At 71.3% G+C, this 25,357-nt stretch carries 18 protein-coding genes and 2 pseudogenes; 16 read left to right on the forward strand and 4 right to left on the reverse strand.

Translation table 11 applies throughout. The features are described from left to right. Positions 1-55: 55 nt before the first annotated feature. The 9 genes and pseudogenes from LRS14_RS27940 to LRS14_RS27980 all read left to right on the forward strand — a co-directional run bounded on the left by LRS14_RS27940 (position 56) and on the right by LRS14_RS27980 (position 10,788). Positions 56-1,039, forward strand: coding sequence for a LysR family transcriptional regulator (locus tag LRS14_RS27940; RefSeq protein ID WP_257801922.1), 984 nt, complete (start codon positions 56-58; stop codon positions 1,037-1,039). A gap of 27 nt (positions 1,040-1,066) precedes the next feature. Further along, on the forward strand, positions 1,067-2,401 hold the full coding sequence (gene guaD / locus LRS14_RS27945) for a guanine deaminase (RefSeq protein WP_257801923.1): 1,335 nt from the start codon (positions 1,067-1,069) through the stop codon (positions 2,399-2,401). 79 nt (positions 2,402-2,480) lie between these two features. Further along, positions 2,481-3,773, forward strand: a complete 1,293-nt coding sequence (locus LRS14_RS27950) for an NCS2 family permease (RefSeq protein ID WP_257801924.1) — start codon at positions 2,481-2,483, stop codon at positions 3,771-3,773. A 26-nt stretch (positions 3,774-3,799) separates the two neighbouring features. Beyond that, positions 3,800-5,335 (forward strand): ABC transporter ATP-binding protein, encoded by a 1,536-nt coding sequence (locus tag LRS14_RS27955; RefSeq protein ID WP_257801925.1) that lies wholly within the window; start codon positions 3,800-3,802, stop codon positions 5,333-5,335. Further along, on the forward strand, positions 5,322-6,452 hold the full coding sequence (locus tag LRS14_RS27960) for an ABC transporter permease (RefSeq protein ID WP_257801926.1): 1,131 nt from the start codon (positions 5,322-5,324) through the stop codon (positions 6,450-6,452). The genes LRS14_RS27955 and LRS14_RS27960 overlap by 14 nt, the downstream gene beginning before the upstream one ends. Further along, a complete protein-coding gene (locus tag LRS14_RS27965) occupies positions 6,449-7,369 on the forward strand; it encodes an ABC transporter permease (RefSeq protein ID WP_046114890.1) in 921 nt (306 codons plus the stop codon). The genes LRS14_RS27960 and LRS14_RS27965 overlap by 4 nt, the downstream gene beginning before the upstream one ends. 44 nt (positions 7,370-7,413) lie before the next feature. Beyond that, a pseudogene (locus tag LRS14_RS27970) lies at positions 7,414-8,572 on the forward strand (BMP family ABC transporter substrate-binding protein). A gap of 99 nt (positions 8,573-8,671) precedes the next feature. After that, complete coding sequence (locus tag LRS14_RS27975) at positions 8,672-9,709, forward strand: aromatic ring-hydroxylating dioxygenase subunit alpha (protein WP_257801927.1); 1,038 nt, start codon at positions 8,672-8,674, stop codon at positions 9,707-9,709. 20 nt (positions 9,710-9,729) lie between these two features. Beyond that, positions 9,730-10,788, forward strand: coding sequence for an adenosine deaminase (locus LRS14_RS27980; protein WP_257801928.1), 1,059 nt, complete (start codon positions 9,730-9,732; stop codon positions 10,786-10,788). 1,094 nt (positions 10,789-11,882) lie between these two features. On the opposite strand, the gene LRS14_RS27985 is transcribed toward LRS14_RS27980, so the two are convergent. Continuing rightward, entirely contained in the window at positions 11,883-12,248 is a 366-nt protein-coding gene (locus LRS14_RS27985; RefSeq protein WP_257801929.1) for a hypothetical protein, read from the reverse strand. A 113-nt stretch (positions 12,249-12,361) separates the two neighbouring features. Here LRS14_RS27985 and LRS14_RS27990 point away from each other — a divergent pair, with 113 nt between their 5' ends. Both LRS14_RS27990 and LRS14_RS27995 read left to right on the forward strand, forming a co-directional pair. Then, entirely contained in the window at positions 12,362-13,483 is a 1,122-nt protein-coding gene (locus LRS14_RS27990; RefSeq protein WP_257801930.1) for a BMP family ABC transporter substrate-binding protein, read from the forward strand. A 113-nt stretch (positions 13,484-13,596) separates the two neighbouring features. Then, positions 13,597-16,239 carry a diguanylate cyclase domain-containing protein gene (locus LRS14_RS27995; protein ID WP_257801931.1) on the forward strand — a complete coding sequence of 881 codons (2,643 nt, stop codon included), beginning with the start codon at positions 13,597-13,599 and terminating at the stop codon, positions 16,237-16,239. On the opposite strand, the gene LRS14_RS28000 is transcribed toward LRS14_RS27995, so the two are convergent. Next, positions 16,212-17,084: a dioxygenase gene (locus tag LRS14_RS28000; RefSeq protein ID WP_257801932.1), complete on the reverse strand. Its 873-nt coding sequence runs from the start codon at positions 17,082-17,084 to the stop codon at positions 16,212-16,214. The two genes, LRS14_RS27995 and LRS14_RS28000, sit on opposite strands and share 28 nt — an antisense overlap. 149 nt (positions 17,085-17,233) lie before the next feature. Here LRS14_RS28000 and LRS14_RS28005 point away from each other — a divergent pair, with 149 nt between their 5' ends. The 3 genes from LRS14_RS28005 (at position 17,234) to LRS14_RS28015 (ending at position 20,976) form a co-directional block, all read left to right on the forward strand. Next, positions 17,234-17,968 carry a DUF899 family protein gene (locus tag LRS14_RS28005; RefSeq protein ID WP_046114898.1) on the forward strand — a complete coding sequence of 245 codons (735 nt, stop codon included), beginning with the start codon at positions 17,234-17,236 and terminating at the stop codon, positions 17,966-17,968. Positions 17,969-18,033: 65 nt separating this feature from the next. After that, complete coding sequence (locus LRS14_RS28010) at positions 18,034-20,577, forward strand: ABC transporter permease (protein ID WP_257801933.1); 2,544 nt, start codon at positions 18,034-18,036, stop codon at positions 20,575-20,577. 204 nt (positions 20,578-20,781) lie between these two features. Beyond that, positions 20,782-20,976 (forward strand): hypothetical protein, encoded by a 195-nt coding sequence (locus LRS14_RS28015; RefSeq protein WP_257801934.1) that lies wholly within the window; start codon positions 20,782-20,784, stop codon positions 20,974-20,976. Here the strand turns inward: LRS14_RS28015 and LRS14_RS28020 are convergent. Both LRS14_RS28020 and LRS14_RS28025 read right to left on the reverse strand, forming a co-directional pair. After that, on the reverse strand, positions 20,951-22,498 hold the full coding sequence (locus LRS14_RS28020; RefSeq protein WP_310740891.1) for a methyl-accepting chemotaxis protein: 1,548 nt from the start codon (positions 22,496-22,498) through the stop codon (positions 20,951-20,953). The two genes, LRS14_RS28015 and LRS14_RS28020, sit on opposite strands and share 26 nt — an antisense overlap. 30 nt (positions 22,499-22,528) lie before the next feature. Continuing rightward, on the reverse strand, positions 22,529-23,068 hold the full coding sequence (locus LRS14_RS28025; protein WP_083440796.1) for a chemotaxis protein CheW: 540 nt from the start codon (positions 23,066-23,068) through the stop codon (positions 22,529-22,531). A 254-nt stretch (positions 23,069-23,322) separates the two neighbouring features. On the opposite strand from LRS14_RS28025, the gene LRS14_RS28030 reads away from it, so the two are divergent. After that, positions 23,323-24,579, forward strand: a complete 1,257-nt coding sequence (locus LRS14_RS28030; RefSeq protein WP_257801935.1) for a hypothetical protein — start codon at positions 23,323-23,325, stop codon at positions 24,577-24,579. A gap of 314 nt (positions 24,580-24,893) precedes the next feature. Further along, positions 24,894-25,343, forward strand: a pseudogene (locus LRS14_RS30845) (GDSL-type esterase/lipase family protein); the annotation flags it as partial. Positions 25,344-25,357: the final 14 nt, after the last annotated feature.

Here is a 25,357-nt window from a genome sequence, read left to right on the forward strand (position 1 = left end):
TTGAGGGGCGGGCCGTGAATACGATAGCCCTCATAGCACCTATCGAGCCAGCCATATGACGCAGCGCGCCGAGTTCGACAAGATCGAGCTGTATCTGATCAGAGTCCTCCACACCGTGATCGTCGAACGCAGCGTCTCCCGTGCCGCCCTGCGCCTGCAGAGCACCCAGCCCGCCGTAAGCGCCCAGCTGAAGCGGCTGCGGGAGCTCACCGGCGATCCGCTGCTGGTGCGGGCCGGCAACGGCATGACGCCCACCGCCACAGCGCTGCAGCTGGTGGGCCCGGCGGCCAGCCTGCTGCAGGCGGCCGATGCGCTGTTCAGCCCGCGCATGCGCAGTGCCTCGTTCGATCCGCAGACCACCACCGCCACCTTCCGCATCGCCGCCAGTGACTACCTGGACCCGAGCTTCCTGCCCGAGCTGGTGGCGCACGTGCACCACGCCGCGCCGGGCGCGCGCATCGAGCTGCAGGCGCTGTCGCGCGACTTCGACTACCGCCGCGGCCTGGCCGACGGCGAGGTCGATCTGGTCATCGGCAACTGGCTGCGCCCGCCGGAAGAGCTGCACCTGGGCCGGCTGATGTCCGACGAGATCGTGTGCCTGGTGGCCGAGGGCCATCCGGTGGTGCGGCTGGCCGAAGGCGCCGGCAAGGGCTGGACGGTGGAGAAGTACCTGGGCTGCGAGCACGTTGCGCCTTCGCCGCTGAGCCCGGGCGCGCTGGGCGTGATCGAGGAGCACCTGGCTTCGCTGGGCCTCAAGCGCAACCTGGTGGTGCGCAGCGCGCACTTCAGCCTGATCCCGCTGATGGTGGCCCGCAGCGGCCTGGTGCTCACCACCGGCCGCCTGTTCTGCTCGCGTTATGCCGGCGTGCTGCCGGTGCGCATCGTGCGCTGCCCGGCGCCGTTCCCGCCGCTGGCGTACTACCAGCTGTGGCACGACCTGACGCATGCCTCGCCCTCGATGCGCTGGCTGCGCGAGCAGGTGCGCGAGGTGGCCCGCCGCGTGGCCGGCCCGACCGCGGTGCCCGCCACGGCGCATTGAAAATTCCGTTCGACGATTGAAGTGCCGATGACCTCCACCCAAGCCCCGCCCTCCCGACTGGCCCTGCGCGGCGACCTGCTCGACTTCACCGGCATGCCCGACTGGGGTGCGGTCACCAGCCCCGCGGTGCGCTGGCGGCCCGATCACTGGCTGCTGGTCGAAAACGGCCGCATCACCGGCGTGCAGCCGGCCAGCCAGCCCCTGCCCGGCGAGGGCTGGCAACAGCAGGACCACCGCGGCCGGCTGATCTTGCCCGGCTTCATCGACACCCATGTGCACAGCCCGCAGCTCGACGTGATCGGCAGCTACGGCACCGAATTGCTGGACTGGCTCAACACCTACACCTTCCCGGCCGAGAGCCGCTATGCCCAGGCCGCCGAGAGCGAATCCGGCGCCGCGCGTTTCGTGCAGGCGCTGCTGTCGCACGGCACCACGACCGCGGTGGTGTTCCCGACGGTGCACAAGATCAGCGCCGACCTGCTGTTTGCCGAGAGCGCCCGCCGCGGCATGCGCTTGGTCACCGGCAAGGTGCTGATGGACCGCCATGCGCCCGACAACCTGCGCGACGACGTGGTGCAGGCCGAGCGGGACTGCATCGAGCTGATCGAGCGCTGGCACGGCCACCAGCGGCTGAGCTATGCGGTGACGGTGCGCTTCGCGCCCACCAGCACGCCCGCGCAGCTGGCCATGGCCGGCGCGCTGTGCGCCGCCTACCCGGGCCTCTACATGCAGACCCACGTGGCCGAGAACCGCGAGGAAGTGGCCTGGGTGCAGCAGCTCTTCCCCGAGGCGCGCAGCTACCTCGACGTGTACGCCCGCGCCGGCCTGATGAACGAACGCAGCGTGCTGGCGCATGGCATCTGGCTCGACGCGGAAGACCGCGCGGTGCTGCGCGATACCGGCGCGCAGATCGCCCACAGCCCCAGCTCCAACCTGTTCCTGGGCAGCGGCCTATTCGACTGGCGCGCGACCGAGGATGCGGGCGGCCGCGTCACGCTGGCCAGCGACGTGGGCGGCGGCACCAGCCTGTCGATGATGCGCACCGTGCTGGACGCCTACAAGATCCAGGCGATGCAGGGCCATCGCCTGACCGGCTGGAAGGCCCTGCATGCCGCCACGCTGGGCGCCGCGCAGGCGCTGCACCTCGATCATGAGATCGGCTCCTTCGAGCCCGGCCGCCTGGCCGACGTCTGCGTGTGGGACTGGGCGGCCGACCCGGTGGCCGAGCGCCGCATGTCGGTGGTGCAGAGCCTGCACGAGCAGCTCTTCGCCTGGTTCACCCTGGCCGACGACCGCAACCTGGTGGCCGCCTACATCCAGGGCGTGCCGCAGTACTGGCGGGCGGCCATGCCCAGCGGCTGAGCCCCGCGGCCGGCGCGCCGCCCACCGCACGACACGACAAGCCAACACATACCGGCCATGAAGCCGGAGGAGACAAGCCATGTTCGAGAAACTGTTCCGCCTGCAGGAGCACGGCACCACCGTGCGCACCGAGCTGGTGGCCGGGTTGACCACTTTCCTGACGATGGCCTACATCATCTTCGTCAACCCCTCCATCCTGGGCGACGCCGGCATGCCCAAGGGCGCGGTGTTCGTGGCCACCTGCCTGATCGCGGCGCTGGGCTCGGCGATCATGGGCCTGTACGCCAACTACCCCATCGCGCTGGCGCCCGGCATGGGCCTCAACGCCTATTTCGCCTACGTCGTGGTGCTGCACATGGGCTTCACCTGGCAGGCGGCGCTGGGGGCGGTGTTCATCTCGGGCTGCCTGTTCTTCCTGGTCACGGTGTTCAGGTTGCGCGACCTCATCATCCGCGCCATACCGCCGGCGCTGCGCATCGGCATCACCGTGGGCATCGGCCTGTTCCTGGCCATCATCGCGCTCAAGAGCGCGGGGCTGATCGCGCCTTCCAAGGCCACCTACGTCACCCTGGGCAACCTCCACACGCCTTCGGTGGTGCTGGCCACGCTGGGCTTCTTCGCCATCGTGGTGCTGGACAAGCTGCGGGTGCCCGGCGCCATCCTGATCGGCATGCTGGCCATCACCGTGGCCTCGTTCTTCTTCGGCGGCAACACCTTCGCCGGCGTGTTCTCGGCGCCGCCGTCCATCGCGCCCACCTTCCTGCAGCTGGACATCGCCGCGGCGCTGAAGGGCGGCATCCTGAACGTGATCCTGGTGTTCTTCCTGGTGGAGCTGTTCGATGCCACCGGCACGCTGATGGGCGTGGCCAAGCGCGCGGGCCTGCTGGTGCCGGGCAAGATGCACCGCATGAACAAGGCGCTGATGGCCGACAGCGGCGCCATCTTCGCCGGCTCGCTGCTGGGCACCAGCAGCACCACCGCCTACGTGGAAAGCGCGGCCGGCGTGCAGGCCGGCGGCCGCACGGGCCTTACTGCGCTGACGGTGGCGGTGCTGTTCCTGGCCTGCCTGTTCATCTCGCCGCTGGCGGGCGCGGTGCCCGCCTATGCCACCGCGCCGGCGCTGTTCTTCGTGGCCTGTTTAATGCTACGGGAGATCACCGAACTGGACTGGGACGAGACCACCGACGTGATCCCGGCGGCGGTGACGGCACTGATGATGCCGTTCACCTACTCCATCGCCCATGGCTCCTTCGGCTTCATCACCTACGCGGTGTTGAAATTGCTGACGGGCCGCGGACGCGGCGTGCATTGGATGGTCTGGGTCATCGGGTGTATTTTCCTGTTCAAGTACATCTACATCGGCACTGAATGAATGACAGAACAACGCAGGGGGGCGGCATGCTGAGACTGGAACTGGCGCACATCAGCAAGCAGTACCCGGCCGTCAAGGCCAACGACGACGTGAGCCTGCGGGTCAAGCCCGGCGAGATCCATGCCGTGCTGGGCGAGAACGGCGCGGGCAAGAGCACGCTGATGAAGATCATCTACGGCGCGGTGCGCCCGGATGAGGGCGAGGTGCGCTGGAACGGCCAGCCGGTGTCCATCCGCAACCCGCAGGAGGCGCGGGCGCTGGGCATCAGCATGGTGTTCCAGCATTTCTCGCTGTTCGACACCCTGACCGCCGCCGAGAACGTGTGGCTGGGCCTGGACAAGAGCATGACGCTGGCCGAGGTCACCGGGCGCATCCGCCAGGTGTCCCAGGCCTACGGCCTGGAGGTCGACCCGCTGCGGCCGGTGCACAGCCTGTCGGTGGGCGAGCGCCAGCGGGTGGAGATCGTGCGCGCGCTGCTGACGGACCCCAAGCTGCTGATCCTGGACGAGCCCACCTCGGTGCTCACGCCGCAGGCGGTGCAGAAGCTGTTCGTCACGCTGCGCAAGCTGTCGGCCGACGGCTGCAGCATCCTCTACATCAGCCACAAGCTCGACGAGATCCGCGCGCTGTGCCACCACTGCACCGTGCTGCGCGGCGGCCGGGTGACGGGCGAGGTCGACCCCACCACCGAGACCAACGCCGGCCTGTCGCGGCTGATGATCGGCGCCGAGCCGCCGCAGCTGAAGCATGTGCAGTCCACGCCCGGCGCGGTGGCGCTGGAGCTCAAGGGCCTGTCGCTGGCCAAGCAGTCGCCGTTCGGCACCACGCTGGCCGACATCGCGCTGCAGGTGCGCGCGGGCGAGATCGTGGGCGTGGCCGGCGTCTCGGGCAACGGCCAGCAGGAGCTGATGGCCGCGCTGTCCGGCGAAGACCCGCGGGCGGCCAGCGGCAGCATCGCGCTGTTCGGCCAGGACATCGCCGCCGCCAGCCCCGGCCGGCGCCGCGCGCTGGGCCTGCACTTCGTGCCGGAGGAACGGCTGGGCCGCGGCGCGGTGCCCACGCTCAGCCTGGCGCAGAACACGCTGCTCACCCGCACCGAGGCGGTGGGCCGCTGGGGCTGGATCCAGGTGGGCCAGGTGCAGAAGCTGGCCGCCGACCTCATCGCCCGCTACCACGTGAAGGCCGGCGGCCCGGGCGCGGCGGCCAGGTCGCTGTCGGGCGGCAACCTGCAGAAGTTCATCGTCGGCCGCGAGATCGATGCGCGGCCCAAGGTGTTCATCGTCTCGCAGCCCACCTGGGGCGTGGACGTGGGTGCCGCGGCGCAGATCCGCGCGGCGCTGCTCAAGCTGCGCGACGAGGGCTGCGCCCTGCTCGTCGTCAGCGAGGAGCTGGACGAGCTGTTCGAGGTGAGCGACCGGCTGGTGGTGATCGCGCAGGGGCGGCTGTCGCCCAGCGTGCCGGTGGCCGAGGCCACCATCGAGACCATCGGTGAATGGATGTCGGGCCTGTGGCCCGGTGCGGCGGTGAAGGCGCCTGCGGAGGTGGAACATGCTCAAGCTTGAGGCGCGGCCGCAGCCTTCGAAGGTGATGTCGCTCGGCTCGCCGCTGATCGCGCTGGCGCTCACGGTGGTGCTGGCCAGCCTGCTGTTCATTGCCTTGGGCAAGGATCCGGTGCGCGGCCTGTCCATCTTCTTCGTCGAGCCGCTGAACGGCCTGCGGGCCACCGCCGAGGTGCTGCTCAAGGCCACGCCGCTGATGCTGTGCGCGCTCGGCCTGGCGGTGTGTTACCGGGCCAATGTGTGGAACATCGGCGCCGAAGGCCAGTTCCTGCTGGGCGCCATTGCCGGCGGCGGCGTGGCGCTGTGGCTCACCACCCATGGCGTCACCGGGGCGCGCGGCCTCTATTCGCCGCTGGTGCTGCTGGCCGGCGTGGTGGGCGGGGCGGCCTGGGCCGCCGTCACCGCGGTGCTGCGCGACCGCTTCAATGCCAGCGAGATCCTGGTCAGCCTGATGCTGGTGTACGTGGCGCAGCAGCTGCTCAACTACCTGGTGTTCGGGCCCTGGAAGGACCCGATGGGCTTCAACTTCCCGCAGACCAAGACTTTCGACGCCAGCACCTGGCTGCCGCAGCTGCTGGCCGGCACGCGGCTGCACTGGGGCATCGTCGTCGCGCTGGTGATGGTGGTGGTGTTCTGGGTGTTCCTGTTCCGCATGCTGCGCGGCTACCAGCTGCAGGTGGGCGGGCTGGCACCGGCGGCGGCGCGTTATGCGGGCTTCTCGGCCCGCAAGTCGCTGTGGACGGCGCTGCTGGTCTCCGGCGGCATGGCCGGCCTGGCCGGCGCGATGGAGGCGGCCGGGCCGCTGCGGCAGCTCACGCCGCACGTGTCCACCGGCTATGGCTTCACCGCCATCATCGTGTGCTTCGTCGGCCGGCTGCATCCGGTGGGCATCGTGCTGTCCAGCGTGCTGCTGTCGATGATGCTCATCGGCGGCGAACTGGGCCAATCGCGCCTGGGCCTGCCCAACGCGCTCACCGGGGTGTTCCAGGGTTCGCTGCTGTTCCTGCTGCTGGCCTGCGACACGCTGATCACCTACCGCGTGAGGTGGCGCTCCGCGCCGCGGCCGGTGGCCCCCAGCCCCGCGCCCGCCACGCAGCAACTGAAGGAGGCCCAGCCGTGAACGAAGTCGCCCTGTTGATCGCGGCCACGCTGGCCTCGGGCACGCCGCTGGCGGTGGCCGGCCTTGGCCTGCTGCTCAACGAGAAGGCCGGCGTGCTGAACCTGGGTGCCGAAGGCATGATGCTGGTGGCCGCCATCGCCGGCTTCGCCACCGCGCTGGCCACCGGCAGCGACGTGCTGGCCTTTGCCGCCGGCGCCGGCGCCGGTGCGCTGATGGCCGCGGTGTTCGCGCTGCTGGTCATCGGCCTGAACACCAACCAGTACGCCACCGGGCTGGCGCTCAGCCTGTTCGGCGGCGGCTTCTCGGCCTTCGTGGGCGTGGGCTTCGTCGGCAAGAAGCTGGAAGACCGCGTGCCCTTCGAGGTGCCGGTGCTGGCCGACATCCCTTTCATCGGGCCGGCGCTGTTCAAGCAGCACTGGATGGTCTACGTGGCCATCGCGCTGGTCGTCGGCCTGTCGTGGTTTCTCTACCGCAGCCGCGCCGGGCTGGTGCTGCGCGCGGTGGGTGAGTCGCCCGAGTCGGCGCATGCGCTGGGCTACCCGGTGCGGCTCATCCGCTTCGCCGCGGTGCTGGGCGGCGGTGCGCTGTGCGGCGTGGCCGGGGCGTTCCTGTCGGTGGTGTATGCGCCGCTGTGGGTCGAGGGCCTGGTGGCCGGCCGCGGCTGGATCGCGCTGGCGCTCACCACCTTCGCCACCTGGCGGCCGGCGCGGGTCTTGCTTGGCGCCTACCTGTTCGGCGGCGTGACGATGCTGCAGTTCGCGCTGCAGGGCGCGGGCGTGGATGTGTCCAGCCAGCTGCTGACGATGCTGCCCTACCTGGCCACCATCGTGGTGCTGGCGCTGATCTCGCGCAACCCGCTGTGGATCCGCATCAACATGCCGGCCTCGCTCGGCAAGCCGTTCCATCCGGGCGCCTAACATAGGCCTTTCCAAGTGTTTCCAGATTCCTCCGAGGAGCCAACATGACTGTTCTGAGCAAGCGCGACCTGCTGAAGTGGGCTGCGCTGTCGTCCGTGGCCGCGGCCGCGCTGGTGGGTTGCGGCAAGAAGGAAGAGCCGGCCGCGCCGGTGGCTTCCTCCCAGCCCGCCTCCGCCCCGGCCGCCGCCGCACCCGAGCCGCTGAAGGCGGCCTGGGTGTACGTCGGCCCGGTGGGTGACGCCGGCTGGACGTTCGCGCACGACCAGGGCCGCAAGGAGGTGGAAGCCGAGTTCGGCAACAAGGTGCAGACCAGCTTCGTCGAGAAGGTGCCCGAGGGCGCCGACGCCGAGCGCGTGATCCGCGACCTGGCCACCCAGGGCAACAAGATCATCTTCGCCACCTCCTTCGGCTACATGGAGCCGATGATGAAGGTGGCGGCCGAGTTCCCGGACGTGAAGTTCGAGCACGCCACCGGCTACAAGACGGCGCCGAACATGCGCATCTACGATGCCAAGTTCTTCGAGGACGCCTACCTCGCCGGCATCATCGCCGGCACCATGAGCAAGACGGGCACCATTGGCTTCGTCGGCTCCTTCCCCATCCCCGAGGTGCTGCGCAACATCAATGCGTACACCCTGGGCGCGCAGAGCGTGAACCCGAAGATCAAGACCAAGGTGGTGTGGGTCAGCACCTGGTTCGATCCGCCGAAGGAAGGCGAGGCCGCGCAGAGCCTGATCAACGGCGGCGCCGACGTGCTGCTGCAGAACACCGATTCCTCGGCCGTGCTGCAGACCGCCGAGAAGAACGGCAAGTACGCCTTCGGCTGGGACAGCGACATGAGCGCCTTCGCGCCCAAGGCCCACCTTGGCTCGGCCGTGGCGCTGTGGGGCGGCTACTACAAGAAGGCCATCAAGGAGGTGATGGACGGCACCTGGAAGACCGAGCGCACCGTGTGGGGCGTCAAGGAAGGCCAGAACGACCTGATCAAGGTCGCCGAGGTGGTGCCGGAAGACACCCGCAAGAAGATCGACGAGATCAAGGTCAAGATGAAGGCGGGCGAGTTCGAGGTGTTCACCGGCCCGGTGGTCGATGCCGCCGGCAGAGGAGCGCCTGGCCGCCGGCACCGCCGCCGACCAGGACTGGAAGGACAAGATCGACTTCTACGTCAAGGGCGTGGAAGGCAAGATCCCGTCGGGCAAGTAAGCCCGGTCACGGCCGGCCCGCGGGCCGGCAACGGGCCGCCCTGGCGCCGCAAGGCGGCGGGCGGCCTTTTTCTTTGCAGCGGCAGCCGTTTCGCCACCCATGATCGAACACCATCACTACCACCCCGTGCTGCTGGCCAGCGCGCTGGACGAAGCCCGTGCCGACGGCCGCCGCTGCCCGGTGCCGGCCCAGCTGCTGGGCATCGACCTGGCCATCTGGCGCGACGCCGCCGGCACGGTGCAGGCCTTCGACGACCGCTGTCCGCACCGCGGTGCGTCGCTGTCCCTGGGCCGCATCGAGGGCGACCGGCTGGAGTGCGCCTACCACGGCTGGCAGTTCGCGCCCGGCGGCCGCGTGGTGCAGGTGCCGGCGGTGCCCGGCTGGCAACCGCCCGAAGGGCACCGCGCCCGCAGCTACCGCGCCAAGGAAGCCTACGGCCTGGTGTGGGTGGCGCTGGTGCCGGCCGAAGCCGGCGCCGACGACGCCGACGTGCCCGAGCCGCCGCTGCCGGCATTCTCGGCCGAAGGGGATGCGGAGCTGCGCAAGGTCAACTGCGGCCCCTACGACGTGGCCACCAGCGCGCCGCGCATCGTCGAGAACTTCCTCGACATGGCCCACTTCGGCTACGTGCACGAAGGCTGGCTGGGCGCCCGCGACAACACCGCCATCGAGCCCTACCGCGTCAGCACCACCGAGCATGGGTTCCTGGCCACCGAGTGCCGCGCCTGGCAGCCCCAGAGCAGCGTGCAGGCCGCCGGTGGCGCGCTGGTGGAGTACACCTATGAGGTGAATGCACCGTACACCGCCATCCTCACCAAGGTGCCCGACGCGGCCGCGGTCAAGGTGCAGGGCTTCCGTGAATCCATCGCGATGTTCGTGTGCCCCATCGAGCCCGAGCGCAGCCGCGTGTGGATCCGCCTGGCGATGCTGGACTGGACTTCCACCGACGCGCAGCTGCAGGGCTTCCAGCACACCATCTTCTCGCAGGACCAGCCTGTGCTCGAATCGCAGCGGCCGCGCCTGCTGCCCGTCACCGCCCAGGCCCCGGTCACCGAACTGCATTGCGCGGCCGACCGCGCATCCACCGCCTACCGCCGCTACTTGAAAGAGCGCGGCATCACCTTCGGCATCTGCTGAAGCGCCCAGGAGACCTGCCCATGCCCCTCGAACTGGCTTCCCGCCTCGACAAGATCGGCCGCGACGCGCTGCCCCTGCTGCTGCGCGACATGCCGAAGTGCGAGCTGCACATCCACATCGAAGGCTCGCTGGAGCCCGAGCTGATCTTCGCCCTGGCCCAGCGCAACGGCGTCACGCTGGCCTACCCCAGCGTGGAAGCGCTGCGCGAGGCCTATGCCTTCACCGACCTGCAGAGCTTCCTCGACATCTACTACGCCGGCGCCAGCGTGCTGCTGAAGGAGGAAGACTTCTTCGACATGGCGATGGCCTACTTACGCCGCGCCGCCGCCGACAACGTGGTGCATGCCGAGCTGTTCTTCGACCCCCAGACCCACACCGACCGCGGCGTGCCGTTCAAGACGGTGATCGACGGCCTGACCCGCGCCAGCCAGACCGCGCAGCAGGAGCTGGGCGTCAGCAGCGCGTTGATCCTGTGCTTCCTGCGGCACCTGAGCGAGGAAGCCGCCTTCGCCACGCTGGAAGAAGCGCTGCCGTACCGCGACCAGTTCATCGGCATCGGCCTGGACAGCAGCGAACGTGGCCACCCGCCCGAGAAGTTCGCGCGCGTGTACGCCCGCTGCCACGAGCTGGGGCTGCACCTGGTGGCGCATGCGGGCGAGGAAGGCCCGGCCGAGTACATCGAGACCGCGCTCGACCTGCTGAAGGTGGAGCGCATCGACCACGGCGTGCGCTGCGTGGAGAAGCCCGCGCTGGTGGAGCGGCTGGCGGCCGAGCAGGTGCCGCTGACGGTGTGCCCGCTGTCGAACATCAAGCTCTGCGTGTTCGACTCGATGGACCAGCACAACATCGCCTCGCTGCTGGAAGCGGGGCTGAAGGTCACGGTCAACTCCGACGACCCGGCCTATTTCGGCGGCTACATGAACGCCAACTTCGACGCGGTGTTCAACGGCCTGCCGCAGCTGGGGCCGCGCCATGCGTACCAGCTGGCGCTCAACAGCATCGAAGCCAGCTTCGCTTCCGACGCGGCGAAGAGCGAGTGGGTGGAGAAGCTGGACCGGGTATTTGCTGACGCGTCTTGATGTCGCTGCGGTTTTGGTGGGTTGCCTTTGCGTGTAGGTAACTTGCTGGGTTTGTGCTGTTTGCGCAGGGCCGTGCGGGCCGGCCCGGGGGCTTGGCTTCCGCGGCTCGCGCTGCGCGCGAACTGCCCCGCGCTGCTCACGCCGGTGGCCCGCGGCCCAACTCACCTCCGCTCGCTGCGCAAGCGTCCGCACGGCCCTGCGCAAATGTTGGAGCGGTGGTGCTGCGCATGGAGGTGCTTTGCAATGGCGCCGCCGTCTGCGACGAGATTGCTGCGCTGGCGCCGTCGGTCGTGGCGCAGGGCTGTTTGCTGAGTGGCGACTTGCTGGTGTTGTGCTGTTTGCGCAGGGCCGTGCGGGCCGGCCCGGGGGCTTAGCTTCCGCGGTCGGTGCTGCGCACCGACTGCCCTGCGCTGCTCACGCCGGTGGCCCGCGGCCCAACTCGCCTTCGTTCGCTTCGCTCACTGCGGCTCAAACAGTCGGCCGCAAATCAGTTCACGAGGCGCGCTGCGCGCGCGGCCACCGGCGCTGCGCTGCTCGGCGCTCCACATGCGCCCCCGGGCCGGCCCGCACGGCCCTGCGCAAATGGCGGAGCGGTGGTGCTGCGCTTAGAGGTGCCTTGGCACGGCGCCGCGGTTTGCGACGACGATGCTGCGGTGGCGCTGGCGCTGGCGCCGGTGACCGTGGCACGGCGCTGCATGCCAAGCCAACGAGGCGGTTGCAGCAGCTTTCCACACAGCAGAGCGGAGCCGCGCGGGGGGCGGTGCCCGGTGGGGCGATTTGTGGGGTGGCGAGGAGCGCAGCGCCGAGGTCGGCGCGCGCAGCGCGCTTCGTGAACTGACTCGCGGCCGACTGTTTGAGCGGCAGTGAGCGAAGCGAACGAGAGCGAGTTGGGCCGCGCGATCTCGGCGCGAGCACGCAGCGAAGTCGGCCGCGCAGCGGCCGACCACCCCAGCATGAGCCCCGCCGGGCACCGCCTCCCGCGTGGCGGCCGAACAAGAACAGCACCTATGGCCTGCGCCGCCGCGCGGCGGCCGAACAAGAACAGAAACCGGGGCAACGAAACCGCGGACATGGCCGCTGCGTCAGGACGGCGCCTAACGCCTCACGCCGGCCGAACCCGCTTCCGCCTTCGGCCGCAGCAGCACCACGATCAGGCTCAGCACCCCGGCCGTGCCGGCCAGCATCAGCGCGCCGGCACCCCATACCAGCCAGGCCACCAGCGTGGCGCTGTCGCCTACCCAGGTCAGCGCGGTCTGCGCGAAGTCCAGCGCCAGCGACAGCATCTGGCGCCAGCCGGGAATCCAGCGTTCGATCACCTCGCCGTACGGGATGTCGTCGATCAGCGGCCGCACGTCGGTGGCCCAGCCGGCGCCGTTCACCAGCAGTGCGTGCAGTCCCCAGGCGGAAAGCGACCACAGGGCCAGCAGTACGGCAGCAATGATCCAGATGGCGGTCAGCATGTTGTCGGTTCGAAGGTGTTGGCAGCGTTGCCTAGAATCAGGGTGTTCCAGGCCAGCACGGCGTGCCACCGCCGCGCTGGCCTTTCCATTTTGTGGCCATGTCGAGGACAACCATGTTGAAAAACCTCGCTCGGGCGCTGCGGCGCCCGGCGCTGCCGCGCATCGTCGCGCAACTCCTGCTGCCCGCCAGCCTGCTGCTGCTGGCGCCAGCGCCGCCCGCCGTGGCCCAGCCTGCGCCCCTGAAGGTCGGCTTCGTCTACGTTACCCCCATCGGCAGCGCCGGCTGGACCTACCAGCATGAGCTGGGCCGCCAGGCGCTGCAGCGCACGCTGGGCCCGAAGGTGCAGACCACGGTGGTGGAGTCGGTGGCCGAGGGTGCCGATGCGGAGCGCGTGATGCGCGACCTGGCCGCCCAGGGCCACCAGCTGGTGTTCGCCACCAGCTTCGGCTACCTGGATCCGGCCTTGCGGGTCGCCGCCGACCATCCCGCCGTGCGCTTCGAGCATGCCGGCGGCTACAAGCGCTCCGCCAACCTGGCCACCTACAACGCCCGCTTCTACGAAGGCCGCTGGCTGGCCGGCTACCTGGCCGGGCGCAGCAGCCGGACGGGCGTGGCCGGCTTCGTGGCCGGCTTTCCGGTACCCGAGGTGGTACAGGGCATCAATGCCTTCACGCTGGGCATGCGTGCGGCCAATCCGCAGGCCACGGTGCGCGTGGTGTGGCTCAACACCTGGTTCGATCCGCCCAAGGAACGCGAGGCCGCCCTGTCCCTGGTGAATGCCGGTGCCGACGTGCTCACCAACCACAGCGGCTCGCCGGCCGTGCCGCAGCTGGCCGAGGAGAAGGGCGTGCGCCTGGTGGCCTACCAGAGCGACATGCGCGCCTTCGCGCCCAAGGCGCAGCTGGCGGCCATCACCGCCGACTGGAGCGGCTATTACCTGCGCCGCACCCAGGCCGTGCTGCAGGGCCAATGGCAGTCCACCGCCACCTGGGGCGGTCTGCGCGACGGCATGGTGGCGCTGTCGGCCGTGGATCCGGCCCTGCCGGCCCCGGTGCGCAGCGCGGTCGCCGAGCGGCAACAGGCGCTAATAGCCGGCCGCAGCACGCCGTTCGACGGCCCGCTGAAGGACCAGGCCGGGCGCGTGCGCCATGCTTCTGGCCCGCTGCCGGACGAAGCCATCGCCTCCATGGACTGGTTCGTGGAAGGCGTCGTGGGCAGCGTGCCGGGCCGCTGACGATCTTCCAGGCGCATTGATGCAGGATTGGCGGCCTGCAGCACCCGTATTTGCGGGTTCAGGCGAAGTGATGCTTTTGATAATGCGCCCTCTTGCGACTCGGAGGGGGCTGCGTGAAGGTGAAGCTGGAGATCAAGGCGGCCTGGATCGGCGCCGCGGTGGTCGTCGTGCTCATCGGCCTGGTGGGCAGCTTCCAGCATCACCACATCGCGCGTGATGTCCGGGCGGTGCTGCAAACGCAGCAGGACGCCCTGGGCGCTTCCATGGCCGAAAGCCTGGGCGACAAGCTGGAGATGTACGCCGCGGTGCTCGAGCAGGGGGCCACCGCCATCGACGCCACCGTGCTGGCAGACACCGCGCAGCTGCGTCGCGCCCTGGCGCGCGCCACCGGCGTGCGGGCGCTGTTCACCGGCGCCTTCGTGGTGCTGCCGGACGGCCAGCTGCTGATGACCGAGCCGCCGCGGCCGGACGACAAGCCGATCAACCTGGCCGACCGCGACTACTTCCAGGCGGTGCTGGCGGGCCGGGCGGTCAGCCTGTCGGCACCGATGGTCGCGCGCGCCCGCCACCGCGCCGCCGTGGTGATGGCGGTGCCGCTGCGCGCCAGCGACGGCCGGCTGCTGGGGGTGCTGGGCGGCGGCATCGAGATCGAGCGCGACAACCTGCTGGGCCGCCTGGGCTCGCTGCCGGTGGGCCGCGGCGGCCACTACGAGGTGGTGACGCAGGGCGCCGACCCGGTCTACATCGCCCACCCCGACCGCAGCCGCCTGCTCAAGCCGGCCAGCGCCGCCGGCCATCCGGGCGACCTGGTGACCACCAAGCCGGTGCGCCGTGCCGACTGGGCGCTGCGGGTGGTGCTGCCGGCGGCGGAGGTGGAGGCGCCGATCCATGCCGCCCAGCAGCGGCTGCTGCTGCAGCTCACGCTGCTGGGCGGCGCCAGCGCGCTGATTGGCTGGCTGGCCATGCGCCGGCTGCTGCGTCCGCTGACGGCGCTGCACCAGGCCATGCGCAGCTGGCGGGCCTCGCCCGGCCAGCCGCTGCGCCTGCGCACCTCGCTGCCCGACGAGCGCGGCGAGCTGGCGCGGGAGTTCGAGGCGCTGGCGCGGGATGCCCGCCAGCGCGAGGCCGAGCTGGCCGCGGTGAGCGATGCGTCGCCGCTGGGGCTGTTCCGCGCCGGCATCGACGGCCGGCTGAGCTACGTCAACGATGCCTACCTGCGCATGCATGGCGTGACGCTGGAAGAGGTGCGCGCCGGCCGCGCGATGCTGATGCCGGCCGAGCAGCGCGAGGCGGCGCTGCAGTCCTGGCATGACGCGGTGGTGCACGGCCATGGCTTCAGCAGCGTGCGGCGGCTGCAGCGCGGCGGCGGCGCCCGCGGCACCAGCACGGCCACGCTGGCCGTGCGCTGCGCGCCGCTGGTGGTGGACGGCCGGCTGGAAGGTTTCGTGGGCACGGTGGAGGACGTGACCGAACGCACCGCCGCCGAGGACAAGCTGATGGCGGTCAATGCCATCTTCGACGCCACCACCGACTTCGTGGTGCAGGCGCTGCCCGATGGCCGCATCACCTACATGAACCCGGCCGCCCGCCGCGCGGCCGGCATCGGCCTGAACGAGCCGCTCGGCGAGCGCCAGGCCTCGGACTTCCATCCCGCCTGGGCCCACGAGCGCTTCCGCAAGGAGGTGCTGCCCGCGGTGCTGCAGCGCGGCGTGTGGGTGGGCGACTTCGTGCTGCTGGACGGCCAGGGGCAGGAGCGCCCGATCAGCCACATGGTGCTGGCCCACCACGGCGCGGACGGCCGCATCCGGCACTTCTCGGCGGTGATGCGCGACGTGTCGGCCGAGCGCCAGGCCGAGCAGGAGCAGCGCCGCCAGGCCGCGACGCTGCGCTCGATGACCGAGGCCATCCCGGCCATCATGCTGGCGGTGGGCGCGGACGGCCGCTTCCGCTTCGTCAACAGCAGCTTCGAGCGCTGGCACGGCCTGGCGCGCGGCAGCGTCACCGGCCGCACGGTGCAGGAGGTGCTGGGCACCGACGGCCACCTGCTGCAGCAGGCCTGGGTGGCCCGGGTGCTGGCCGGCGACACCGTGCGCTACGAGACCGGCGAAGGCCTGTGCACCGCCCTGGGCCCGCGCCACCTGATGGTGAACCTGGTGCCGCTGCGGCTGGACGACCACACGCTGGACGGCTACGTGGGCGTGGCCTACGACATCAGCGACCGCAAGGAGCAGGAGGCGCGGCTGGAGGCGCTGTCACGCACCGATCCGCTGACCGGCGTGCTCAACCGCGCCGGCCTGCAGCAGCGGCTGGACCAGCTGCTGCAGGAGGCGCGCAGCGGCCACCTGGCGCTGCTCTACATCGACCTCGACCATTTCAAGCCGGTGAACGACCAGCACGGCCACCCGGCCGGGGATGCGCTGCTGCGGCAGTTCGCCCAGCGCATGCTGGCCATCGTGCGGCCCACCGACACCGTGGCCCGGCTGGGCGGCGACGAATTCGCCATCCTGCTGACCCACCTGCGCGAGCGCGCCAATGCCGACCGCGTGGCGGCCAAGGTGGTGCAGGCGGCCTCCTGCCCGTTCGACCTGGACGGCACCTTCGTGCAGGTGGGCGCCAGCGTGGGCGTGGCCGTGGCCAGCGCGGCCGAAGGGCCGATGCCCGACGCCGCCACGCTCATCGCCCAGGCGGACATGCTGCTGTACCGGGCCAAGCGCGCCGGCGGCAGCCGTCACATGGCCGAGGCCGTGGGCGCCTGAAGCTGCGCCGCCAGCCGCGCGGCCCCGGGGCCGAAGGCATAGGCGTCCATGCCCAGCGCGCCGAAGGTGACCGACGCGTGCAGCCGCAGCGGCACCGCCTGCCGCCCGCCCGCGCCGGCGGCCGCATGCCAGGGCAGCAGGTGCTCGTCGGTGGGATGCATCAGCGCCGCATGCGGCGCCTGCGCGCGGTAGTCGAACAGCGCAGGCCAGTCCCGCGCGGTGGCGCGTTCATGCATCCAGCCGCGGAAGGCGGCGCTTTCCGGCAGCTCGGCATCGCCGCTGCGGGGCGTGCCGTGCAGCCGGCCCAGCAGGCGCAGGTTGTGGGTGATGCTGCCGGTGCCCAGCACCAGCACGCCCTCGGCCGCCAGCGGCGCCAGCGCCTGGCCCAGCGCGAATTGCTCGGCCGGGCTGTGCGTGGGCACGTAGGCCAGCGGCAGCACCGGCACGTCGGCCTGCGGAAACATCCAGCGCAGCGGCGTCCAGATGCCATGGTCCAGCCCGCCCTGCGCCAGCCGGTGGGCCGGGATGCCGGCCTGCGCCAGCAGCGCCTGCGCCCGCTGCGCCAGCTCGGGCGCGCCGGGCGTGTCGTAGCGCAGCTGGTAGAGCGCCGACGGAAAGCCGCCGAAGTCGTGCACCGCCTCATGGCGCGGCGCGGCCAGCAGCGCCGGCTCCCGGGTCAGCGAATGGGCGGAGATGGCCAGGATGGCCCGCGGGCGGCCGAAGGCGGCATCCAGTGCCGGGCCCAGCCGCTGCCAGAACGCGCCGGCCTCGCCCGGCTCCAGCGCCGTCATCGGCGAGCCGTGGGACAGGAACAGCGAGGGCAGCGGTGGGGTGGTGGAGGTCATGCCGGCATTGCACCAGCGCCAGGCGTGGCCACGGTTCTGCGGCTTTGCACGCCGCGTTGCAGCGGGCTGAGGGCGCGTCGACGCCCCCGGTTGTCGAAAAGCGCCAGGGCGGATCGTCGTGGCAGACCGACATCCCACGGAGCCCCGCCATGGCCGACCCGCACCCGCTCACGCCCGCCGCCGAACTGGCTGCGCGCCAGCCGCGACGCTTTCCCGGCGAAAGCGCCGACTACCGCCGCGCCCGCACCGCGCTGCTGGCCGAGGAGATCGAGCTGCGCCGCCACATCGAGCGGGTGGCCGCGCTGCGCCGCGCGCTGCCGCCGGGCGGCCTGGTGCCGCAGGACTATGTGTTCGAGGGCGAGCAGGGCCCGGTCACGCTGTCGGGCCTGTTCGGCCCGCACCGCACCCTGATCACCTACAACTGGATGTTCGGCCCGCGGCGCGAGGCTTCCTGCCCCATGTGCACCTCCATGCTGGCCGCGCTGGACGGCGAGGTGCCCGACCTGCTGCAGCGCGTGGCCTTCGTGGCCATCGCCCGCTCGCCGCTGCCGCGGCTGCTGGCCTTCAAGCGGGAGCGCGGCTGGCAGCACCTGCCGGTGGTCTCGTCGGGCGGCAACAGCTTCAACCGCGACTATGTCGACGAAGACCCGGAGGGCAGCGACGATCATGCCGGCTTCAACGTCTTCGTGCGCACGGACGACGGCATCCGCCACTTCTGCGGCGACGAGATGGGCTTCGAGACCGCCGATCCTGGGCAGGACCCGCGCGGCGCGCCTGACTTCATGCCGCTGTGGAACCTGCTGGACCTGACGCCCGAGGGCCGCGGCACCGACTGGTATCCGCAGCTGCACTACGGCCGCGCGGCCGGCGGTTGCTGCGGCTGACGCGACCGCCGGCCTGCAAACCCCGGGCGGCGCGGGCGGCAGCCCATCCTGCTACCGTGCAGCCCATGACTGCGACCTCCCTTTCCCCTTCCGCGTGGCGCCTGGCCTGGCGGCAGACGCTGCGCGATTTCCGGGCCGGCGAGCTGCGCCTGCTCATCGTGGCGGTGATGCTGGCGGTGGCGGCGCTCACCGCGGTGGGCTTCTTTGCCAACCGGCTGAACACCGGGCTGGAACGTGATGCCGCGCAGCTGCTGGGCGGCGATGCGGTGGTGGCCAGCGATCGGCCCACGCCCACGACGCTGGTGGAGGAGGCCGCCGCGCGCGGCCTGCGCACCAGCCGCAGCGCGGTGTTTCCCAGCATGGGCCGGGCGCCGGACGAGCTGGGCGGTGCCAGCCGGCTGGTCGGCGTCAAGGCGGTGGACGACAGCTATCCGCTGCGCGGCCGCATGAGGGTCAAGGCCGGCCCCGAGGCCGAGGAGCAGGCCGTGAACAACGGCCCACCGGCCGGCAGCGTGTGGGTGGACGCCGCGGTGCTGGAATCCCTCGGCCTGAAGGTGGGCGACCCGCTGCTGCTGGGCGATGCCTCGCTGCGCATCGACCGCGTCATCACCATCGAGCCCGACCGCGGCGCCGGCTTCATCAGCTTCGCGCCGCGGGTGATGCTGGCGTTGTCCGACCTGCCGGCCACTGGCCTCATCCAGCCCGCCAGCCGCGTGACCTACCGGCTGGCGGTGGCTGCGCCGGGGGCCAGCCTGGCCGAGGTGGGCCGCTACGTGGCGGACATCAAGCGCCGCATCGGCAGCGAACAGCTGCGCGGCGTGGACGTGGAGTCGCTGGAATCGGGCAGCCCGCAGATGCGGCGCACGCTGGACCGCGGCGAGAAGTTCCTCAACCTGGTGGCGCTGCTGGCCGCGCTGCTGTCGGCGGTGGCGGTGGCCATCGCCGCGCGTGACTTCGCCAACCGCCACCTGGACGACTGCGCGATGCTGCGGGTGCTGGGCCAGCCGCAGCGTTCCATCGCGCTGTCGTACGGGCTGGAGTTCGGTTTCGTCGGGCTGGTGGCCAGCGGCCTGGGCGTGCTGCTGGGCTTCGTGGTCCACCATGTCTTCATCTGGCTGCTGGCGGGGCTGGTGCAGGCGGAGCTGCCGCCGCCCGGGCTGTGGCCGGCGCTGTTCGGCCTGGGCGTGGGCCTGACGCTGCTGCTGGGCTTCGGCCTGCCGCCGGTGCTGCAGCTGGCGCAGGTGCCGCCGCTGCGCGTGATCCGGCGCGACGTGGGCGCGCTCAAGGCCTCGTCGCTGCTGGTGCTGGCCGCCGGCACGCTGGGTTTTGCCGCGCTGCTGGTCGCGGTGTCGTCCGACCTCAAGCTGGGGCTGATCGCGGTGGGCGGCTTCGCCGCGGCGGTGGTGGTGTTCGCCTTGCTGTCCTGGGTGGCGGTGCAGGTGCTGCGCCGGGCGGTGCCCGAGTCGCGCGCGCCGCGCTGGCTGGTGCTGGCCACGCGGCAGATCGCGGCGCGGCCGGCCTTCGCGGTGCTGCAGGTGTCAGCGCTGTCGGTCGGCCTGCTGGCACTGGCGCTGCTGGTGCTGCTGCGCACCGACCTCATCGACAGCTGGCGGGCCGCCACGCCGCCGGATGCGCCCAACCGCTTCGTCATCAACCTGCAGCCCGACCAGGCCGAGCCCTTCCGCGCGGTGCTGAAGGAAGCGGGCGTGCAGCGCTACGACTGGTTCCCGATGATCCGCGGCCGCCTGGTGGCCATCAACGGCCAGCCGGTGGTGCCCGACGCCTACGAGGACGGGCGCGCCCGCCGCCTGGTGGACCGCGAGTTCAACCTCAGCCACGACACCGTGCTGCCCGAGCACAACCAGGTGATCGCCGGCCGCTGGACGCCGGACGAGCCCGACGCGGTGAGCGTGGAAAGCGGCCTGGCCGAGACGCTGGGCCTGAAGCTGGGCGACCGCATGCGCTTCGACATCGGCGGCCAGCTGCGCGAAGGCCGCATCACCAGCCTGCGCAAGCTGGACTTCGCCTCCATGCGGGTGAACTTCTTCGTCATGTTCCCGCTGGGGCAGATGGAAGGCGTGGGCACCACCTACATCAGCGCCTTCCGCGCGCCGGATCTGGCGGGCTTCGATAACCGGCTGTCGCGCGACTTCCCCAACATCACCAACGTGAACGTGGCGGCTTCGCTGGCGCAGGTGCAAGGCGTGCTGGACCAGGTGATCCGTGCGGTGGAGTTCCTGTTCGGCTTCACGCTCGCGGCGGGACTGGTGGTGCTGTTTGCGGCCATCACGGCCACGCGGGAGGCGCGATCGCGAGAGTTCGCGATCATGCGGGCCATGGGCGCCGGCCGCACGCTGCTGGCGCGGGTTCAGCGCACCGAGCTGCTGGGCGTGGGCGCGCTGGCCGGCCTGCTGGCGTCCACCGCCGCCATGGGCGTGGGCTGGGCGCTGGCGCGTTATGCCTTCGAGTTCAGCTGGTCGGCGCCGTGGTGGGTGCCGCTGGCGGGCACCGCGTCGGGCGCGCTGCTGGCCCTGGCCGCCGGCTGGTGGGGCCTGCGCGAGGTGCTGCGGCGCCCGGTGGTGGAGACGTTGCGGCGCGCCCAGGCATGAATGTGGGCACCGGGGCCCGCGGGTACGCGGGCCCCCGCCGGGCGGCGGCCGCGGGTGGGCGCCCGGGTTCGCGCGGGTGCAGTTGGTGCGTCGTGGTGGCGGTTCGTCGGCGCGGGCTGCGGTTCGTCGCAAGTCGCTGGGCGGGGGGAGGGGCGGTGCCTAGAGTTCACTCCATCGCAACGCCACACCCCGCAGGAGCCCACCATGAACAGCCCCCGTTTCTCCAGCCAAGCCACCGCCTTCGTCCTGGCCGCCGTCGTCACGGTGGGCATGCTGGCCGGCGTGGACAGCCTGGCGACCCAGGGCCATGCGGCGCAGGACGGTGTGCTGCTCGTCCAGCAGCAACAGCAGCAGCAACAACAACCGGCCGAGGCTAAGCCGGCTGGCCCTGCAGCTTGAAGGTGCCCACCATGCCGCTGAGCGCGCCGGCCTGCTGGCGCAGGTTCTCGGCGGCGGCGGACGACTGTTCCACCAGCGCGGCGTTCTGCTGCGTCATCTCGTCGAGCTGACCGACCGCCTGGGTGACCTGGTCGATGCCCATGCTCTGCTCGCTGCTCACGGCGGTGATCTCGGCGATCACCGCGCTCACGCGGCGCACGCTGTCCACCACCTCTTCCATCGTGCGGCCGGCGTCCTGCACCAGGCGGGCGCCGGTCTCCACCCGTTCGGAGCTGCTGCCGATCAGGCGCTTGATCTCGCGCGCCGCCTCGGCGCTGCGCTGCGCCAGCATGCGCACCTCGCCAGCCACCACGGCGAAGCCGCGGCCCTGTTCCCCGGCGCGGGCGGCTTCCACCGCCGCGTTCAGCGCCAGGATGTTGGTCTGGAAGGCGATGCCGTCGATGGTGCCGGTGATGTCCGCGATCTGACGCGAACTGGTGCTGATCTCGTCCATCGTCGAGATCACCTGCGACACCACCTCGCCGCCGCGCTGGGCCACCTGCGCGGCCGATCCGGCCAGCTGGTTGGCGCTGGCGGCCGATTCGGTGCTGTGGCGCACCGTGCCGGTGAGCTGCTGCATCGACGAAGCCGTCTGCTGCAGGCTGCTGGCCGTCTGCTCGGTGCGCCGGCTCAGGTCCTCGTTGCCGGAGGCGATCTCGGCCGATGCGGTGGCCAGGCTGTCGGCGGACTCGCGCACCTGGGTCACCAGGCCGCGCAGCGCGCCGCACATCTCGGCCAGCGCCTGGCGCACCGCGCCGATCTCGTCGCGGCGCGTGGTGTCGATGCGCAGGGCGAGGTCGCCTTCGCCGATGCGCCGGGTCAGCGCCACCACCTCGGCCAGCGGCCGGCGGATGGAGCGCACGATGGCGGCGGTGCTGGCCATCATCGCCAGCACGATCAACGCCATCACCCCGCTGACGGCCCACACGGTGTTCATGCGTTCGCGGCCGGTGGCCTCGCGCACGGCGGCCGCGCGCTGCTGCTGCAGCGTCACGAAGGCCTGCTGCGAAGCCAGGTAGTCGGCCACCGCGGGCTGCACCTTGCTGCCCATGGCCGCCATGGCGCCCGCGGCATCACCCGCCTTGCGCAGCGCCAGGGCCTGCTTGCGGGTGTCCAGGTAGTTCTGCCGGCGCTGGGCCACTTCGGCCAGCGCGGCCTTTTCCTCGGCATCGGTGGCCAGTGCGTCCACCTGCTTCTGCAGCTCGCTGATGCGGGCGCTGGCCGCGTCGATCTGCGGCTTGAGCGTGTCGGTGAGCTGCTGCTCGGTGCTGGCCAGCGTGGCCATCACACGGGCCGCGTTGGCCTCGGTCATGCCGGACCAGCGCAGCGCCAGCTCCAGCTTCTTCTCCTGCGTGGCCTCCCGCTCGGCCGCGACGGCGAGCAGGCTGCGGGTCCTCAGCACCGAGGAGGTGGACATCGCCACCACCAGCACCGCCAGGGCCACCGTGGGCAGCCAGATCTTTTGCGAAAGCGTGAACTGCATGGCTTCGGCGGCGGTGCGGGTTCAGTCGGCTCAGGCCGTCGCGGCGTCCATCAGGCCCATCTCGGCGCTGCTCATCAGCGCTTCAATGTCCATCAGGATCAGCATGCGGTCGGACACGCTGCCGATGCCGGTGATGTAGCTGGTGTCGATCTGGCCGGAGCTCAGCTCGGGGGCCGGCTTGATGGTGTCGGGCGCCAGTTCCAGCACGTCCGACACCGAATCCACCACCGCGCCCACCACGCGGCCACGCACGTTCAGCACGATGACCACGGTGAAGGTGTTGTAGTCGGCCGAGTCGCATCCCAGCTTCAAGCGCAGGTCGACGATCGGCACGATCACGCCGCGCAGGTTCACCACGCCCTTGATGAAGCTGGGCGCATTGGCGATGCGGGTGGGCTGCTCGTAGGAGCGGATTTCCTGCACGCGCAGAATGTCGATGCCGTACTCCTCCGCGCCGAGGCGGAAGGTGAGGTATTCGCCGCCCGGGGCGCCGCCACGGGCCTTGGCGTTCTGAACCGCGCGTTGGGCTTCGGCGCGGGCCACTTCGGTGGCGTCGGTGATCATGTCCATGGTGGCGTCCTTCGTCTGGTTGCGTCGCTGCTGGGATATCGGCGTGCGCTCGGCGCACTGAAGCCGTCGTCCGTCCGGCCGGCCTGCAGGCCGCACCGGTTGTCCTGGCAGCTTCGGCCGCTTTGCCCGTGGCTTGAGGGCCGCGGTGGCCTGGATGGCAGACTGCGCCGATGTCCTCGATCCCTGCCCCCGTCCCGCAGCCCCTTCCGGCACCGCGCCCCCGCCGACTGCGCCGCTGGGCGGTGGCCTTCGGCATGCTGTTGCTGCTGGCCTGCGCCGCGGTGGCCGCCGCCGTGATGCTGGCGTTGCAGCCCACGGCCGTGGTCAGCGGCCCCTCGGCCACCGCCGGCTTCGACCTGCGCCGCGGCTGGCTGCTGCTGCGGGCGCACGACCCGCGCCGCCTGGTGCCCGGCCAGCCCGGCCATGTGCAGCTCGACGAGGCGGAGCTGCAATGGCTGGTTGACCAGGCCGTGGCCCGCGGCCCGGCCGGCACGGCGGTGCGTGTGGCGCTGGCAGAAGGCAGCGCCGGGCTGCAGGCCAGCCTGCCGGTGCCGGCGGGGCTGCTGCCGGCCGCGTTGGTGCAGTCGCTGGGCGGCTGGCTGAACGTCGACCTGCGGCTGCGGCAGCCGACGGCCGCCGGGCTGCCCGAGGTGACTGCCCTGCGGCTGGGTCGCCTGTCGGTGCCGCCGGCGCTGGCGGTGCCCCTGGTGCAATGGGCGCTGCCGCGGGCGGCCCCGGGTGCGCTGCCGGCGCTGGAGCTGCTGCAGGTGGTGCGCACGCTGCATTTCACGCCGGGTGGCCTGGAAATCGGCTACGTCTGGGGCGAGCACAGCCTGCATGCCCTGGGCGCTGCGCTGCTGCCGGCTGAGGAGCGGGTGCGGCTGCAGGCCTATGCGCTGGCCATCAGCCGCGCCGCCGGCACCGGTGCGTCGCCCTGGCCGCTGCCGCAGCTGCTGCAGACGGTGTTCACGCTGGCGGGCGAACGGTCGGCCACTGAGGCCCAGGCCGCGGCCGAGAACCGTGCCGCCTTGCGCGCGCTGGCGCTGCTGGCCACCGGCCGGCCGCTGCAGCCCTGGCTGCCGCCGGGCGAGCGCCACCGCGCCGGTCCGCCGCGCCCGCTGCTGCTGCACGGGCGGGTGGACTTTCCGCAGCATGTGGTGGTGTCGGCGGCGCTGGCGGCCGAGGGCGGCGGGCCGCTGGCCGATGCCATCGGCGTTTACAAGGAACTGCTTGACGCGCGGGAGGGCAGCGGCTTCAGCTTCAACGACATCGCGGCCGACCGCGCCGGCACCCGCCTGGGCCTGCTGGCCATGCGCCAGCCGCGCCAGCTGCAGCAGCGCCTGGCCAAAGGCGTCGTCGACGACGATCTGTTGCCGGATGTGTCCGGCCTGCCCGAATACCTGCCCGAGCCGGTGTTCCGGCGCCGCTACGGGGGCGTGGGTTCACCTGCTTACGAAGCCATGCTGGCGGAGATAGAAAAGCGTCTGCTGGGCAGCCCGCTGCTGCGTTAGAGGCTGGCGGCGTGGGCCCGGCAGTTGCAACAGCACGCTACCGGCTGGAACCGAACCGGCAGCGCACCACTCCGCCAACATCGTCCACCCACCGAAGTGCCCCACCCATGCGCAAGACCTCGCTTCTGTTGACCGCCCTCGGACTCGGCATGTCGGCCTGGGCCGTGCAAGTGCGCGCCCAGTCCACCACCAGCACCACGGCCGCCGTGGTGGACGCCCGCTGGAAGGAAAGCATCGATGCCTTTGCCGCGCAGGACAAGCTGAACGCGCCGCGCACCGGTGGCGTGCTGTTCGTCGGCAGCTCGTCCATCCGGATGTGGAGCGGCCTGGAGGATGCTTTCGCCAGCGCCAACATGCCGGTGCTCAAGCGCGGCTTCGGCGGCTCTCGCATGCTGGACTGCGCGCAGTACGTGGACGCGCTGGTGATGCCCTACAAGCCGCGGCTGGTGGTGGTGTACGCCGGCGACAACGACCTGGCCGAAGGCCGCACGCCGCAGCAGGTGCTGCAAAGCTTCACCCGGTTCACCGAAGCGGTGCGCGCGGCACTGCCGGAAACCCGCATCGCCTACCTGTCGATCAAGCCCAGCCCGCTGCGCGCAGCGCTGGTGCCCGCCATCCGCGAGACCAACGGCCTGATCTCGGCCTACGCGCGCAACACGCCCAACCTCGACTACATCGATGTGTTCAGCAAGATGCTGGACGACAGCGGCAAGCCGCGCGGCGAGCTGTTCCTGGCCGATTCACTGCACCTGAACGCCGAGGGCTATGCGCTGTGGCG

Source organism: Aquincola sp. J276 (assembly GCF_024700035.1).
GTDB classification, from domain to species: domain Bacteria; phylum Pseudomonadota; class Gammaproteobacteria; order Burkholderiales; family Burkholderiaceae_C; genus Aquincola; species Aquincola tertiaricarbonis.